At 73.6% G+C, this 12705-nt stretch carries 9 protein-coding genes; 4 read left to right on the top strand and 5 right to left on the bottom strand.

All coding sequences use genetic code 11. The annotated features are described in order from the left end of the window. Positions 1 to 282 precede the first annotated feature (282 nt). From AC07AW_RS18565 to AC07AW_RS18555, 3 genes are read left to right on the top strand one after another with little or no spacing between them, the layout of a single operon-like run. A complete protein-coding gene (locus AC07AW_RS18565) occupies positions 283 to 1272 on the top strand; it encodes a Dyp-type peroxidase (protein ID WP_478816550.1) in 990 nt (329 codons plus the stop codon). Further along, positions 1269 to 2084, top strand: coding sequence for a family 1 encapsulin nanocompartment shell protein (locus tag AC07AW_RS18560; RefSeq protein WP_478816549.1), 816 nt, complete (start codon positions 1269 to 1271; stop codon positions 2082 to 2084). Before AC07AW_RS18565 ends, AC07AW_RS18560 begins: the two co-directional genes overlap by 4 nt. Positions 2085 to 2087: 3 nt before the next feature. Further along, the gene (locus tag AC07AW_RS18555) at positions 2088 to 2726 is read left to right on the top strand and encodes a DUF1345 domain-containing protein (protein WP_478816548.1); all 639 of its coding nucleotides are present in this window, start codon (positions 2088 to 2090) and stop codon (positions 2724 to 2726) included. A gap of 18 nt (positions 2727 to 2744) precedes the next feature. Here the strand turns inward: AC07AW_RS18555 and AC07AW_RS18550 are convergent, their stop codons facing one another. The 3 genes from AC07AW_RS18550 to AC07AW_RS18540 form a co-directional block, all read right to left on the bottom strand. Further along, complete coding sequence (locus AC07AW_RS18550) at positions 2745 to 3557, bottom strand: hypothetical protein (protein ID WP_478816547.1); 813 nt, start codon at positions 3555 to 3557, stop codon at positions 2745 to 2747. 4 nt (positions 3558 to 3561) lie between these two features. Continuing rightward, entirely contained in the window at positions 3562 to 4026 is a 465-nt protein-coding gene (locus tag AC07AW_RS18545) for a GreA/GreB family elongation factor (protein WP_478816546.1), read from the bottom strand. A gap of 101 nt (positions 4027 to 4127) precedes the next feature. Continuing rightward, positions 4128 to 5372: a serine hydrolase domain-containing protein gene (locus AC07AW_RS18540; RefSeq protein ID WP_478816545.1), complete on the bottom strand. Its 1245-nt coding sequence runs from the start codon at positions 5370 to 5372 to the stop codon at positions 4128 to 4130. Positions 5373 to 5533: 161 nt separating this feature from the next. Here AC07AW_RS18540 and AC07AW_RS18535 point away from each other — a divergent pair, with 161 nt between their 5' ends. Continuing rightward, entirely contained in the window at positions 5534 to 6181 is a 648-nt protein-coding gene (locus AC07AW_RS18535) for a maltokinase N-terminal cap-like domain-containing protein (RefSeq protein ID WP_478816544.1), read from the top strand. Positions 6182 to 6188: 7 nt separating this feature from the next. Here the strand turns inward: AC07AW_RS18535 and AC07AW_RS18530 are convergent, their stop codons facing one another. Next, on the bottom strand, positions 6189 to 7262 hold the full coding sequence (locus tag AC07AW_RS18530) for a trypsin-like serine peptidase (RefSeq protein WP_478816543.1): 1074 nt from the start codon (positions 7260 to 7262) through the stop codon (positions 6189 to 6191). A gap of 6 nt (positions 7263 to 7268) precedes the next feature. Then, complete coding sequence (locus tag AC07AW_RS18525) at positions 7269 to 12578, bottom strand: trypsin-like peptidase domain-containing protein (RefSeq protein WP_478816542.1); 5310 nt, start codon at positions 12576 to 12578, stop codon at positions 7269 to 7271. Positions 12579 to 12705: the final 127 nt, after the last annotated feature.

Raw genomic sequence — 12705 nt, 5'->3', positions numbered from 1 at the left:
AGGGCATGGCGGGACAAAGGGACCCCTTCGGGCAGGCTAAGCCCGCCACCGAGCCCCTGCCACCCCGTGCCGTCCGCCCGTGCTTGCGCCGCCCCAGTGCACCGCCCCCGTGCCTGCCACCCCAGTGCACCGCCCCCGTGCCTGCCGCCCTATGCCTGCCCCGCTCTGTACCTGTCGCCCGCCGCCGGAGGGCGGTGCGCCGGGCTGCGTACCGGATCATGCGCACCTACGCTGACGCTGTCCCTTCTGTCCGGTTTTCTGTTCATCTCTCGTGGGAGCGCCATGGCCGTACCCCAGCCCGTCGTCGCCTCGCCCGCGCGCGCGGCCGTCTTCCTGGTGGCCACCGTCAACCCGGGCGGCGAGACCGCGGTGCGGGAGGCGCTCCGGGACCTGACGGGACTGACCCGTTCGGTGGCGTTCCGTGCCCCCGACGCGCAGCTCACCTGCGTCGCCGGCATCGGCTCCGAGGGATGGGACCGGCTCGTCGGCGGCCCCCGCCCCCGCGAACTGCATCCCTTCACGCCCCTGCGAGGCCCCCGCCACCGCGCGCCGGTCACCCCCGGCGACCTGCTCTTCCATCTGCGGGCCCGGCGCCTGGACCTCTGCTTCGAACTGGCCCGGCATATCGTGGCCGCCCTCGGCACCGCGGCGACCGTCGTCGACGAGGTGCACGGCTTCGTGTACTTCGACGACCGCGACCTGCTCGGATTCGTCGACGGCAGCGAGAACCCCGAGGGCGTCACGGCCGCCGACGCGGTCCACATCGGCGACGAGGACCCGGACTTCCGGGGCGGCAGCTATGTGATCGTGCAGAAGTACGTGCACGACATGGCGGCCTGGGACGCGCTCACCGTCGAGCAGCAGGAGCACGTCATCGGGCGCGGCAAAGGCTCCAACATCGAACTGTCCGACGACGTCAAGCCCGCGGACTCGCACGTCGCCCTGAACACGGTCACCGACGAGAACGGCGTCCAGCAGCAGATCTTCCGCGCGAACATGCCCTTCGGGCGGATCGGCACCGGCGAGTTCGGCACCTACTTCATCGGCTACGCGCGCACCTCCGCCGTCACCGAACGGATGCTCCACAACATGTTCCTCGGGGATCCCCCCGGCACCACCGACCGCATCCTCGACTTCTCCCGGGCTGTGACCGGCGGCCTCTTCTTCGTGCCGAGCGCCGACCTCCTCGACGCCCTCCCCGCCCCGCCGGCCGCCGCGGCTCCCGGGGCGACCCTGGGCATCGGCAGCCTGAAAGGAGCCCTGGCCCCATGACGCCCCCCGAGTCCACCAGCAACCTCCACCGCGAACTCGCCCCGATCACCGCCGCGGCGTGGGGCGAGATCGAGGAGGAGGCCCGCCGCACCTTCCGCCGCAACGTCGCGGGCCGCCGCGTCGTCGACGTCCCCGACCCGGCCGGACCGGAGCTCTCGGCCGTCGGCACGGGCCACCTCTCCGACCTGGCGGAGCCCGCACCCGGCGTCACGGCACGGCTGCGCGAGGCGCGGCCCCTCGTCGAGGTCCGGGTGCCGTTCACCGTCGACCGGTCCGCCGTCGACGACGTCGAGCGCGGCTCGAAGGACTCCGACTGGCAGCCCGTCAAGGACGCGGCCCGCGCCCTGGCGCTCATCGAGGACCGCATGGTCTTCGAGGGGTACGAGGCCGCAGGGGTCGAAGGACTGCGCGGCCGCAGCTCCAACCCGGCGCTGCGGCTGCCGACCGAACCCCGCGACTACCCCGACGCGGTCAGCCGGGCCCTCACCGCCCTGCGGCTCGCCGGCGTCGACGGACCGTACGCCCTGCTGCTCGGCGCCGACCAGTACCGGGCCGTCAGCGAGACCTCCGACCACGGCTACCCGATCGCGGCCCACCTCGCCCGGATGCTCGACGGCTCCCCGATCTGGGCGCCCGCCCTCGACGGCGGCTTCGTCCTCTCCACCCGGGGCGGCGACTTCGAGCTGCGTCTCGGCCAGGACGTGGCGATCGGCTACACGTCGCACGACGCGAGCAGCGTCGAGCTGTACCTCCAGGAGACCCTGACGTTCCTGGCCTACACGGACGAGGCCGTCGTCGTCCTGGAGCCCTGAGCCGTGGACCGGCGGCTGCTCGGCGCCGTGCCCCGGCTCGCCGTGTCGGCGCTCGCCGGCGCGGCGACCGGCGCGGTCGTCGCCGCCCTGACCCACACGCCGATGGGCGTCCTCGCCGGCATCGCCGCGGCCGAGACGCTCTTCGTCGTCACCGGCTGGCTCGTCCTGTGGCCCATGGACGCCACCACGACCCACCGGAACGTCCGGCGCGAGGAGTTCCGGCCCCTCGTCGAGGAGCTCGTCGTCGTCGCGACCTCCCTGTGCGGGCTCGTCGGCATCGTCGTGCTGCTCCTGGTCGGCCGCACCGACCTGAGCCACGCGGCGGCCGCGACGGCGCTCGGCGGCGTCTTCATGGCCTGGGCGGCGCTCCACCTGATGTACGCCACCCGGTACGCGTACCTCTACTACGCCCTGAAACCCGGCGGGGGGATCGACTTCAACTCCCAGGCCCCGCCGAGGTACAGCGACTTCCTCTACTTCAGCTTCAACCTCGGCATGACCTACCAGGTCTCCGACACGAACGTCTCCAGCCCCACGGTCCGCTCGGTCGTCCTCCGGCACTGCCTTCTGTCGTACGTGTTCGGGGCGAGCATCCTGGCCACCACGATCAACCTGGTCGCCGGGATCGTCACGGGCCGCTGACCCGGGTCCCGCCGGCCTTCAGCGCCGCCACCACGGCTCGCGTACGTAGCGGCTCTCCTCGCTCGTGCAGCCGAGGCCGTTGGAGATCTGCTCGGTGTCCAGGTTCCAGCCGACCACGCCGTCGCCCTTGCGGCTCAGCTCGATCAGCCGGTTGCTCTCGGTCCGCGTTCCGTCCGTGACCCGGCAGGCGACGATCGACGTCCACGCCTGCCCGTCGAGCGCCGAGACGAACGCCAGGAACGGCAGCACGAGGACCGTCAGGGCCAGCGCCACCCACTGCTCCACGCCGGCGGCCCCGCGCAGCCAGGAGGACGGCCGGTAGCCGGGGTCGCCGCCCCGGTCCTGCTCGTGCCGGTGGTGCGGCCTGCGCCGTCCCGTGCGGTACTCCACGACCACGCCCTGCCGCAGCGCGAAGGCGGCGAGCCCGGTGGCGAGGCCCCACCACGGCCCGAAGAAACAGGCGTCGATGACTCCCACGGCGACCGGGTTGACGAGCGTGAGCGCCGCCCGGCGGAGCGCCCGGGCCGTCCCGCCCCCGAGCGGGACCGCCCCGCGCGCGGCGAACAGGGCGAAGATCACGCGGGAGACGACGACGCCGAGCACCGACCCGAGGAGCGGGTCCGTGATCACCATGCCGAGCAGGATGTCCGGCCAGTTCGCCGGCTCCATGCCGACCAGCACGTCGCGTACGGCGTCGCCGCCGCCGACCGTGTAGGCCAGCTTGGTGATGGGCACCGCGAGGGCCAGCGCGACCAGGACCGTGTGCCCCGGGCCGCCCTTCCGGTCGGCCTCCCGGATCTGGGCGGACCCGGGGGAGGCGGTGTCCGGCACGCCGTCAGCCGAGGGAGACCACGACCGCGGTCGTCCGGCCCTCGGGTGCGTCGTACGTGACGGTGTCGCCGGCACGGTGGCCGAGCAGGGCCCGGCCGAGCGGGCTGTCGGCGGTGACCAGGGCCGCGTCGAGGGCGTTCGCGAGCTCGCCGATCTGGACGGTCGTCTCGGTGCCGTCCGCGAACCGCACGGTCACGCTGCTGCCCACGCCCACCGCGTCGGTGGACGGCGCGCCCGCGACGGATCCCTCCCGGAGCCGCCCCTCGATCTCGTCGATCCGGGTGGCGAGCCGGTCCAGCTCGTCGGCGCGCTGCAACTCGTCGGCCTGGTCCGCCCGGTCGCCGACCTCGTCGCCACCGCCGCCCCGCAGCGTGACGGCCACGGCCTCGCGTTCGGTGCGCAGATCGGCGAGCTCGCGCTCGAGCGCCTCACGGGCGACGGCGCTGAGGGGCTCGGGTCCACCGGTCATTGCTGCTCCCGATTCTGCGGTGGCACGGGCGAGTGCCGGGAATCATTCAGGACAATTCGGAGATTATCAGTCAGGTGATGGGAGGAGGCGGGGGACGCGCGTCAGCTTCCGCTCGGGCTGGGCTTCGGCTCCGTCACCGGGATGTCGAAGACATGGTCCGGAGTCACGATCCGGGTGATGGCCTGCCCGAAGAGCGTGCTGGGCTCGTTGTTGTCGTGCAGCACGTCCGTGTTGAGGAGGACCACCAGGGTGGCCTTGGCCTCCGGCAGATAGATCGTGAGCGACTCGTATCCCGGCAGGGAGCCGTTGTGCCCGATCCAGCCCTGGATGTTGAAGATGCCGAGCCCGTAGCCCGCGCCGGGGATGCCCGAGGGGTACGTCTTCAGCCGCTCGGCCTGCGTCTTCGGGGTCAGCAGCGTGCCGGTCGCGACCACCCGGGCCCAGGTGCGCAGGTCCTGGAGGTCGGAGATCATCGCACCGGCCGCCCAGCCCCAGGACGGGTTCCAGTCGGTGGAGTCCTCCAGCTGCCCCGAGGCCGTCTGCTCGGTGTAGCCGTGGGCGTGCGGGCTCGGGAACGCCGCGTCCGTGGGGAACACCGTGTGGCGCAGGCCCGCCGGCTCGATCACGTTGTCCCGGACGAACTCGTCGAGCGGCGTCCCGCTGACCTTCTCCACGACGAGCCCGAGCAGGATCAGGTTCGTGTTGCAGTAGTCGAACTCGGCGCCCGGCTGGAACTGGATCGGGTGCTTGAACGAGTAGGCGAGCAACTCCTGCGGGGTGAAGGGCCGGTAGGGATCGGACGTGAGCGCCTTGTAGAAGCCCTCGTCCGCCGAGTAGTTGAAGAGCCCGCTGCGCATGGACGCCAGGTTCCGCAGGGTGATGCGGTCGCCGTTCGGCACGCCGTCCACGTACTTCGAGATCGGGTCGTCGATACTCACCGCGCCCCGGTCGACCAGTTCGAGCAGGGCGGTCACCGTGAACGTCTTGGTCTCGCTGCCGATCCGCATGTACAGCCCCGGGTTCATGGGCTGTCCCGTGGCCTTGTCGGCGACACCGAAGGAGCGGATGTACGTGCCCTTGCCGGGCGCCGAGAGACCGACCGTGACACCCGGGACGCCCGTCTCCTGCATCACGTCCTGCACCGCCCGGTCCAGACGGGCGGCGACGGCCGGGGTCAGCTCCGGGAACCCGGCGTCCGCCGAGGGGGAGGGGGTCGTCGCCACGAGGGCGGCGGGGCCCGGGGGTTCGGCGGCGAAGGCGGCACCCGCGCCCACGGGCGCGACGAGGATTCCCAGGGCCGCCAAGGCCGCGCAGACGCGCCGGTTCCGGGTGTGCGAGTACCTCACGGCGGGCCTCCTGCCGGCCGGGGACAACACTCCACCTCCAGGCTAGGTCGGCGTGGACAGCCCCGCATCGCGACCGGGCCGGTCTGTTAGGTTGCGGTTCTTTGCCCGGAGGTTCTTCGCTCCGGGGTTCTTCGTCCCAGGTCCAGAGGGAGATGCGCACGATGGCCGTCATCCACCACACCACGATGCAGCCCACCAAGCTGGAGCTGCTCACCGCTTGGCTGCCCGGCCGCGCCTGGTACGCCGGCGGGGCCGACGCGCCGAGCCCGGCCAAGGTGGGCGGCTTCCGGCTCGACGACCCCGCGGGCGAGGTCGGCATCGAGTTCATGGCGGTCGCCGACGGCGCCGGACCGGACGCGGTCACCTACCTGGTCCCGATGACCTACCGGGGCGCGCCCCTGGAGGGCGCCGAGCACGCTCTCATCGGCACCTCCGAGCACGGCGTCCTCGGCACGCGCTGGATCTACGACGGCACCCACGACCCGGTGCTCGTCGCCGAGTTGTACGCCCTGCTCGCGGGCCGGGCCGAGGCGCAGCACCAGTCGGTCGACGACACGACCGACCCCACCGTCGCGGCCTCGCTCGACCCCGCCGGGTCCGGAGCGGAGCTCGTACGGGTCACGGAAGGCCCCGACCACACCGACGTGGAGGTGCGGGAGACCGGCGCGGACGCACCGCTGACGCTCCGGATCCGGCGCGTCCTGCGCCCCGGCGCGGACGGCGGACCGGGCCGCGGCCGGGTCACGGCCGAGTGGCGCCTCCCTGACGGAGCCACCGCCCGCGGCACCTATGCCGTCGCCGCCGACTAGCCATGCCTCAGACCCAGTTGACCTCCGCCTTCGCGAGCAGCGGGTCGTCCACCAGCTCCCACAGCGGGACGGCGAAGTTGCCCGTGCGGTAGCGGCCGCCGAAGTGCAGCCCGAGGACCCGGTGGTCGGCGAGGTCGAACACCGGGGAACCGCTGTTGCCGCCGAGCGTCGAGCAGTCGTGCTTCATCACCAGGCCGCCGGGCGTGAACTCGGTGGCCGCGCCCGGCTGGAGCCGCTTCACGTTGTAGACGTCCATGAAGATCCGGCGCATCGACTCGGGCTCGTTGCGCCGGCCGTCCCAGGCCGGGTAGCCGATCACGTACACCGGCCGGCCCGGCAGGTCCGCAGGACCGTCCGCCGCCACGGCGAGCGGCGTCGGCAGGCCGTGCTCCGTCGAGGGCTCGACGCGGAGCAGCGCCATGTCGACGTCGGGGTGGATGCCGATGACGTCGGTGATCTCGTACGGCACCGAGGGCCCGGGCGGCTCGCCCTCGACGGGCAGCTCCTCCGCCGGGTCGACCCGCGCCGACATCCCGAACTCCAGGGTCCAGCGCTCACCCTCGAAACGGCTGAACTCCGCCGCCACATGACGGTTCGTCATCACCGTGCGCGGGCCGACCAGGAAGCCCGTGCCGATCCAGTCCAGGCTGGGGTGCCCGGTGACCTCGACCCGGCCGACCCGCAGGATCGAATCCCGGATCGCGGGCCGCTGCGGTTCCAGGACCGACCACTCGTCCCGCTGCGGGGCGAAGTCCTGGCGCTGGACCAGGATCGCCGGCCGGCCCTCCAGGAGGACGATCGCCTCCACGCCGAAGGTCTCGTCCCCGTCGAGCTCGTCCTCCCGGTGCGCCGCCAGTTTCTCCAGGCCGCTGACCCCGGCCTCCAGGACGCGGGCCCGCTCCTCGCGGGCGAAGCGGGAGATCTCGACCGCCGGTGCCACGTCGGCGGGGAGTTCGAGCGCGGACTCGGCGATCTCCGCCTCCAGTCCCGCGCGCACCCGCGCGGCGACCTCCCGCAGATCGTCGAAGATCCGCTCGGCGCCGGTCGCCACCGGCGACACGCTCCGTGGTCCGTTCGGCATGGTCGTTCACCTCGGCTTCGCGTTCGCTTCCCCCCGGGCCGGCCGCCCCGACTGGGCCGCCGTGATCTCCTCGTACAACTCGGGCCGGGACTCCCGGAGATGGGTCAGGATGCCGCTCATCTGGGTGCCCACGTTCACGAACCGCGTCCGGGCGCCCTGGAACTCGACCTCGTCCACCTTCCGCGTCCCCCGGTGCAGCCCCACGACCGTCCAGTCGTCGAGGCAGACCGGGGAGCCGGAGGAACCGCCCCGGGTGTCGGTGAAGTACAGGATGTCCTGCTCGTCCGCCCGGTAGACCAGGTTGTTGCGGAGCGCGACCCGCTTCGGCAGCCCGCCCGGATGCTGGATGATGTTGACCGGGACCCGCTGCCGCTCCCGGACCAGCAGCGGCCGGGTGGCGACCCGCAGCGTCGGCCGCTCCTCCTGGCCGGCGGAGAGCCGCACGATCGCGTAGTCGAGCGCCGCGTCCCAGGCCTCCAGCTCGCCCGCCGTCGCCTCCGGCGCGGCCGCCGCGTTCTCGACGAAGTCGAAGCGGGAGCGCGACATGAGCGCCTGGAGCCGCAGGTCCTCGTCGCTGACATAGGGGCGGACGCCCGCCTCCCACGAACGGGCCATCACCACATGGTGGTTGGTGATCAGCAGCCCCGGGGCGATCATCCAGCCGGTGCCGCCGTGCGGGTACGAGGGCAGCAGTGGCGCGCCCGACTCGTACGGCGGGATCCGCAGCAGCGCCACGGAGGCGCCGGCCCGGATGCCGCCGTGCAGGAACTCGTACGGCACGGTGTCGTCCTGGAGGACGATCTCCTCCTTCATCTCCCCGGGCATCATCTCCGCCGGGAGCTCCGCCTCGCCGGTGATCGCGCGGGCGACCGCGTCCAGGGCGCCCTGGAGGACGGCGCGCGGGCCCTGCTCGTGGGTCTGCTCGATCGCGTTGTGCAGCCAGATCTCCAGCGGCACCAGACCGTCGAGGAGACGCTCGACCTGGTTCATCGCGTTGAGGTCGGCGTGCGCCTGCTCCAGCGGGTCGTCCAGCGGTTCCAGGGTGGCCGTGAAGTAGCCCGGGATGCCCTTCAGCAGGGCAGGGCGCAGGGCCCGGTCGGCGAGGCCCGCCTCCATGGTGGCGTTGCGGACCCGGACCAGCTCCTCCTGCGGCAGGAACGGCACCTTCCGGAGCGCGGCCCCGGCGGCGTTCGGCGGCGGACGCGTCCACAGGCCGGTACGGGGCCCCTGCTCGGCGCCGTGTCCCGCCGGGGCCGTACCGCGCGCGATGGCTGCGTGCGAGGCGGTTCCGCGTGGGGAGGGGCCCGCGTCCATCGCGGAGGCCACCCCGAGCAGCAGGTCCCCGCTGCCGTCCCGGAGCGTCAGCGCCTGCCGGGCCACGCTGTCCAGGGTGCCGCGCCGCCGTGCCTCCCGCAGGTCCCGCTCGATCCGCTCCAGATCCGGACGGCCGGCCCCGGAGGAGGGCTCCGCCCCGGCGGCGGACTCCAGGATGCGGGTCAGCGGCACGTGAAGGCCGGGCTCGTCGGTGAGCGTGGTGTCGATCCAGCGGGCCAGCTCGGTGACCACCGCCTCCTCGTCCGCCGGGAGCCCCACGAGCCGCAGCGTGTGCTCCAGGAGCCTCGGGTCCGCCCGGCACGCCGTGGCGGCCGCCGTCCGGGCCAGGGAGGGCTGCCGGGCCAGGTCCGCGTCCGGCATCCCGCGCAGGGTCCGGGCGAGCCGATTCTCCGCGGGCGCGGCGTCGCCGTCCGCGAGCGCCGCGAGGCGCGAGCGGGCGACCAGCACCCCCAGCGACTCGAAGCGCAGCCCGAGGCCCGCGGCGATCTCCTCCGCCTCCTGGAGGTCCCGGTCCGCCTCCGCGAAGTCGCCCGAGTCCTGGGCCAGCCGCGCCGACAGCTGGAGCAGTTCGAGCTGGGTCTCCGCGCAGCCCGCCTCCTCCGCCCGGTCCACGGCCCGCTCGGCGCCCTCGCGCGCCTCCGCCGTCCGCCCCGAGCGGGCGAGCGTCTCGGCGAGCAGCGCGTGCAGCCTGCTGCACGGCGTCCACGGCCGCCGCTCCTCCAGGCGCTGCGCCGCGGCGTCCACGTACCCCTGGGTGAGCAGGTCCTCGACCTCGCGCGCGGCGATCCGCTCCCAGTCCTCCTGGTCGGCCTCGGTCATGATCTGGTCGGGCACGTGCCCGCCGATCCGGCCGAGGAGGAACGCCGCCGAGCGGTGCGACATCTCGCGGTGTGTCGACCCGCCCAGGTAGGGCGCGACGTCCGGCTCCCAACGGGCCTCCACCGTCCGGGGGTTCTCACCGAGCCGGAGCCGGTGGTAGATCTCCTCGGCGCGCTCCCGGGACCCCTCGCGGACCGCGTAGTACGCGACGGCCCGCCGGTCCACGGCCCGCATCAGATCGGTCCGCGCGCTGTCCGAGAGGCGCAGCATGATGGCCCGCAGATCGGTCCGGTGCCGGATGGCCTCCGGTCCCGCCGACTCCATCAGATCGACCCGGGAGGTGAGCAGACCGTAGAGCCGCCGGGCCTCCGCGGCGCTGTCGACGGTCAGCCCCGCCGGCCCGGCCAGGACCTCCCGGATCAGGTCGGGGGTGATGAAGCGGAGGGCGAGACCCGCCTGCACGAGGGCCCGGACGTCGTCCTCCGCGATGTGCTTGAGCAGTCGGTCGTACAGCGTGCCCTGGATCAGCATCTGGTCGACCTGCCGGTCGAAGTACCGGCGCCGGGAGGGCAGCCCGCGCAGCAGCTCGCCGAGGGACGGGGAGTCGGCGCCCAGGGCGACGGCGGTCCGGGCCGCGAGCTTGAGGCTCAGCGGATGACCGCCGATCCGGTCGGCGAGGTCCTCCGCGAGCGGTTCGTCGTCCACCCCGGAGGACATCAGCAGGTCCACGGAGGCCTCGTGGTCCAGCTCGGTCAGCTCCATCGTGCGCGGGGTGAGCACCCGGGCCGGATGGTCGATCGGGGCCCGCCCGGAGACGACGAACCGAAGCCGCGAGTAGGCCGCCCGCAGAGCCGTCCAGACGGCCCACATGCGGGCGATGACGGGCGAGCCCCGGTACTGGGCCTCCTCGAAGGAGTCGACGACCACGACCAGCGGCGGGGGCGATTCGCCCGGCGCCGGGCGGACCGCCTCGGCGACCAGGGAGGCGACCCGGTGGGCGAGCTCCTGCTCGCGGGCGCTGGCCCGGGCGTGGAAGTCGGAGGAGTAGTCGCGGCCGAGCGTCGCCCGGGTGCCGGCCAGCTGGTACAGCTCGTCGAGCTCGTTGCGTTCGCCGCGCTGGAGCGCCGCCGTCCGCTCGCACTCGTCCGCGAGCTCCTCGAAGGCGGCGCGGTGGGCGGGATGGTGGACGCCGAGCTGCCGCGCCATCTCGGCGATCACCGTGGCCGGTTCGTGGATGGAGAGCGTCGGACGCGCGAAGTCGATGTAGGCGAAGGGGAATCCGGCGGGACCGGCGGCGGCGAGCGCGTCGACGAGGAACTTGGCGAGCAGGGTGCTCTTGCCGATGCCGCCGACGCCGTGCAGGAGGACGGGCGGCTCCGCCGGCTCCTCGGGCAGCGCGACATAGGCGTGCAGGGCGTCGAGCTCGGCGGTCCGGCCGTGGAACGTGCCCCGGACGAGCCGCCGCATCGGCTGGAGCAGCCGGGCCCGCTCCAGGCGGTTCTGCACCTCGTCGACGTCGGGCAGTCCGGTCACCCCGGGGACGCGACTCAGCCAGAGCGTGGCCTGCAGGGTGTCGGAGAGCACCTGGACCTCGTCGCGGGCGTCCGGGCCGGGGCCCGTCGGCTCCGCACCCGCCGGGGGCAGGCCCGCGCCCGTCAGCAGGGCCAGTGCCGTGCGTTCCGGGCCCGGGCCCTCGGGGCGCAGGGTGATGTTGGTCCGGAGGGCGCGCAGCGCGGCGTCCGGGCCGTCCAGGCCCGCCAGGGCCGTGTCGCGGATCTCGGGCTTGAGCGTCCACACGGTGGCCCCGGGGGCCGGCAGGGCCGTGCAGTCGTCGACGAGCTCCAGGACGGCCCGCCCGGTGGCCCGCTCCTCGCCCGGGAGCATGAGCCGGGCGGGGTCGAACTCCTGGAGCAGGCACGCGGCCTCGCGGTAGGACCTGCGCAGGTCGGGCAGCGCGGCGGCGGGGGCGGCGAGGCTGGTGCGCAGGGCGTCGCGCAGCACCTGACCGGCCTCGCCCGGCGGCGGTGCCGTCGGGGGGAGCGCCCGGTGGAGCCGTACGACGTCCTCCACGGCGGTGCACAGCCGGCGCATGTAACTGTCGCCGTTCGCAGGGGATTCGAGGGACCGCAGCACCTCGGCGACGGCCGTCTCCGTGAGCTCGCGGACGGCCGCCTCGCCCCCGGCGGGTGCGGTGTCGGTGAAGAACTCCCGGAAGAAGTCCCGGAGATCGCCCTCGTCGGCGAGGCGGGTCGTGTCGCGGCACTCGTTCTTGCGGATCTCGTACGGGAGTTGCCGCATCGTCGTCGCGTAGCCGAGCAGCACCAGACGCGGCACGGTGTCCGCGCGCACCGGGGTGTGCTCGTAGATCGCCCGCGCGAGGACGCCGATGCAGTCCCACACGTCCGAGTGCGGGTCGAGCCGGTCGCAGTCGTCGAGGACCAGCCAGAAGCGCTCCTCGGCGGCCGTGGCGCGGGCGACGATCCGGTGCGCGGCGTCCTCGAAGGAGGGCAGTGGATCGTTCAACCGTGTGGGGTCCAGCGGCACCCGGTCGGCCTCCGGCCCCGCCACGAAGGCCGAGAGCCGCTGCATCAGGCGCGCCGCCGTGGACGTGCGGGAGAGCGTGACCCGGACCGGACGGAAGTCGCAGTGCTGGCCGAGGTGGCGGATCAGCTCGTACGTGTAGGACCGCCCGCTGTCCGGGGGCCCGTCGACGACCAGCACCGTCTGCTCCGGGTCGGCCAGGAACTCCCTGAGCTTCCCGCGCAGCTCGCGCCGGTCCAGGAAGACCTCCGTGCCGTGCTTCAGGAGCGTGCTGTCGAACGGATCCTGGGGGGACCGGCGCAGCTGCTCGTCCTCCCGCAGCCGGGTCAGCAGGTTCCGGGCCTCGGCGCCCTGCTCGAAGGCGTGCGGGTCGTCGATCGCGGCCAGCGCGTCGAGTCCCGCGAGCACGGAGAGCAGCCGCCGCTGGTGGGCGATGTCGCGGCGGGCCGCTTCGACCACCAGCAGGGCGTTCCGCCCGGGGTCCGGGGTGAGGGGCAGGTCCTCGACGAAGCCGGCCGGCAGGCCCGCGTGCAGCAGCCGGGCCCGTGGCTCGGGGGAGTCGAGGAGATGGTCCCGTACCCAGCTGGCGACGAGCCCCCACTCCGTCTCGGTGAGCGGCATACCGCACCTGCCCGGCGCTCTTCGCGCAGCGCCGGTCGCTCCGGCGCCGGACCTGACGAGATCAGTCGTGACCGGACATCACCGGTCGAGGCCAGACGAACTGGCTGATCCCCCCTCATCGTTTCAC

The organism is Streptomyces sp. NPDC044003, assembly GCF_056435185.1.
The sequence above is the reverse complement of the archived record's forward strand: the minus strand, read 5'-3'. Positions and strand labels throughout refer to the sequence as shown.

Excerpts from the sequence above, each read along its gene's own strand:
- AC07AW_RS18565 (WP_478816550.1), top strand. The coding sequence starts at position 283 with ATGGCCGTACCCCAGCCCGTCGTCGCCTCGCCCGCGCGCGCGGCCGTC.
- AC07AW_RS18560 (WP_478816549.1), top strand. The coding sequence starts at position 1,269 with ATGACGCCCCCCGAGTCCACCAGCAACCTCCACCGCGAACTCGCCCCG.
- AC07AW_RS18545 (WP_478816546.1), bottom strand. The coding sequence starts at position 4,026 with ATGACCGGTGGACCCGAGCCCCTCAGCGCCGTCGCCCGTGAGGCGCTC.
- AC07AW_RS18535 (WP_478816544.1), top strand. The coding sequence starts at position 5,534 with ATGGCCGTCATCCACCACACCACGATGCAGCCCACCAAGCTGGAGCTG.
- AC07AW_RS18530 (WP_478816543.1), bottom strand. The coding sequence starts at position 7,262 with ATGCCGAACGGACCACGGAGCGTGTCGCCGGTGGCGACCGGCGCCGAG.
- AC07AW_RS18525 (WP_478816542.1), bottom strand. The coding sequence starts at position 12,578 with ATGCCGCTCACCGAGACGGAGTGGGGGCTCGTCGCCAGCTGGGTACGG.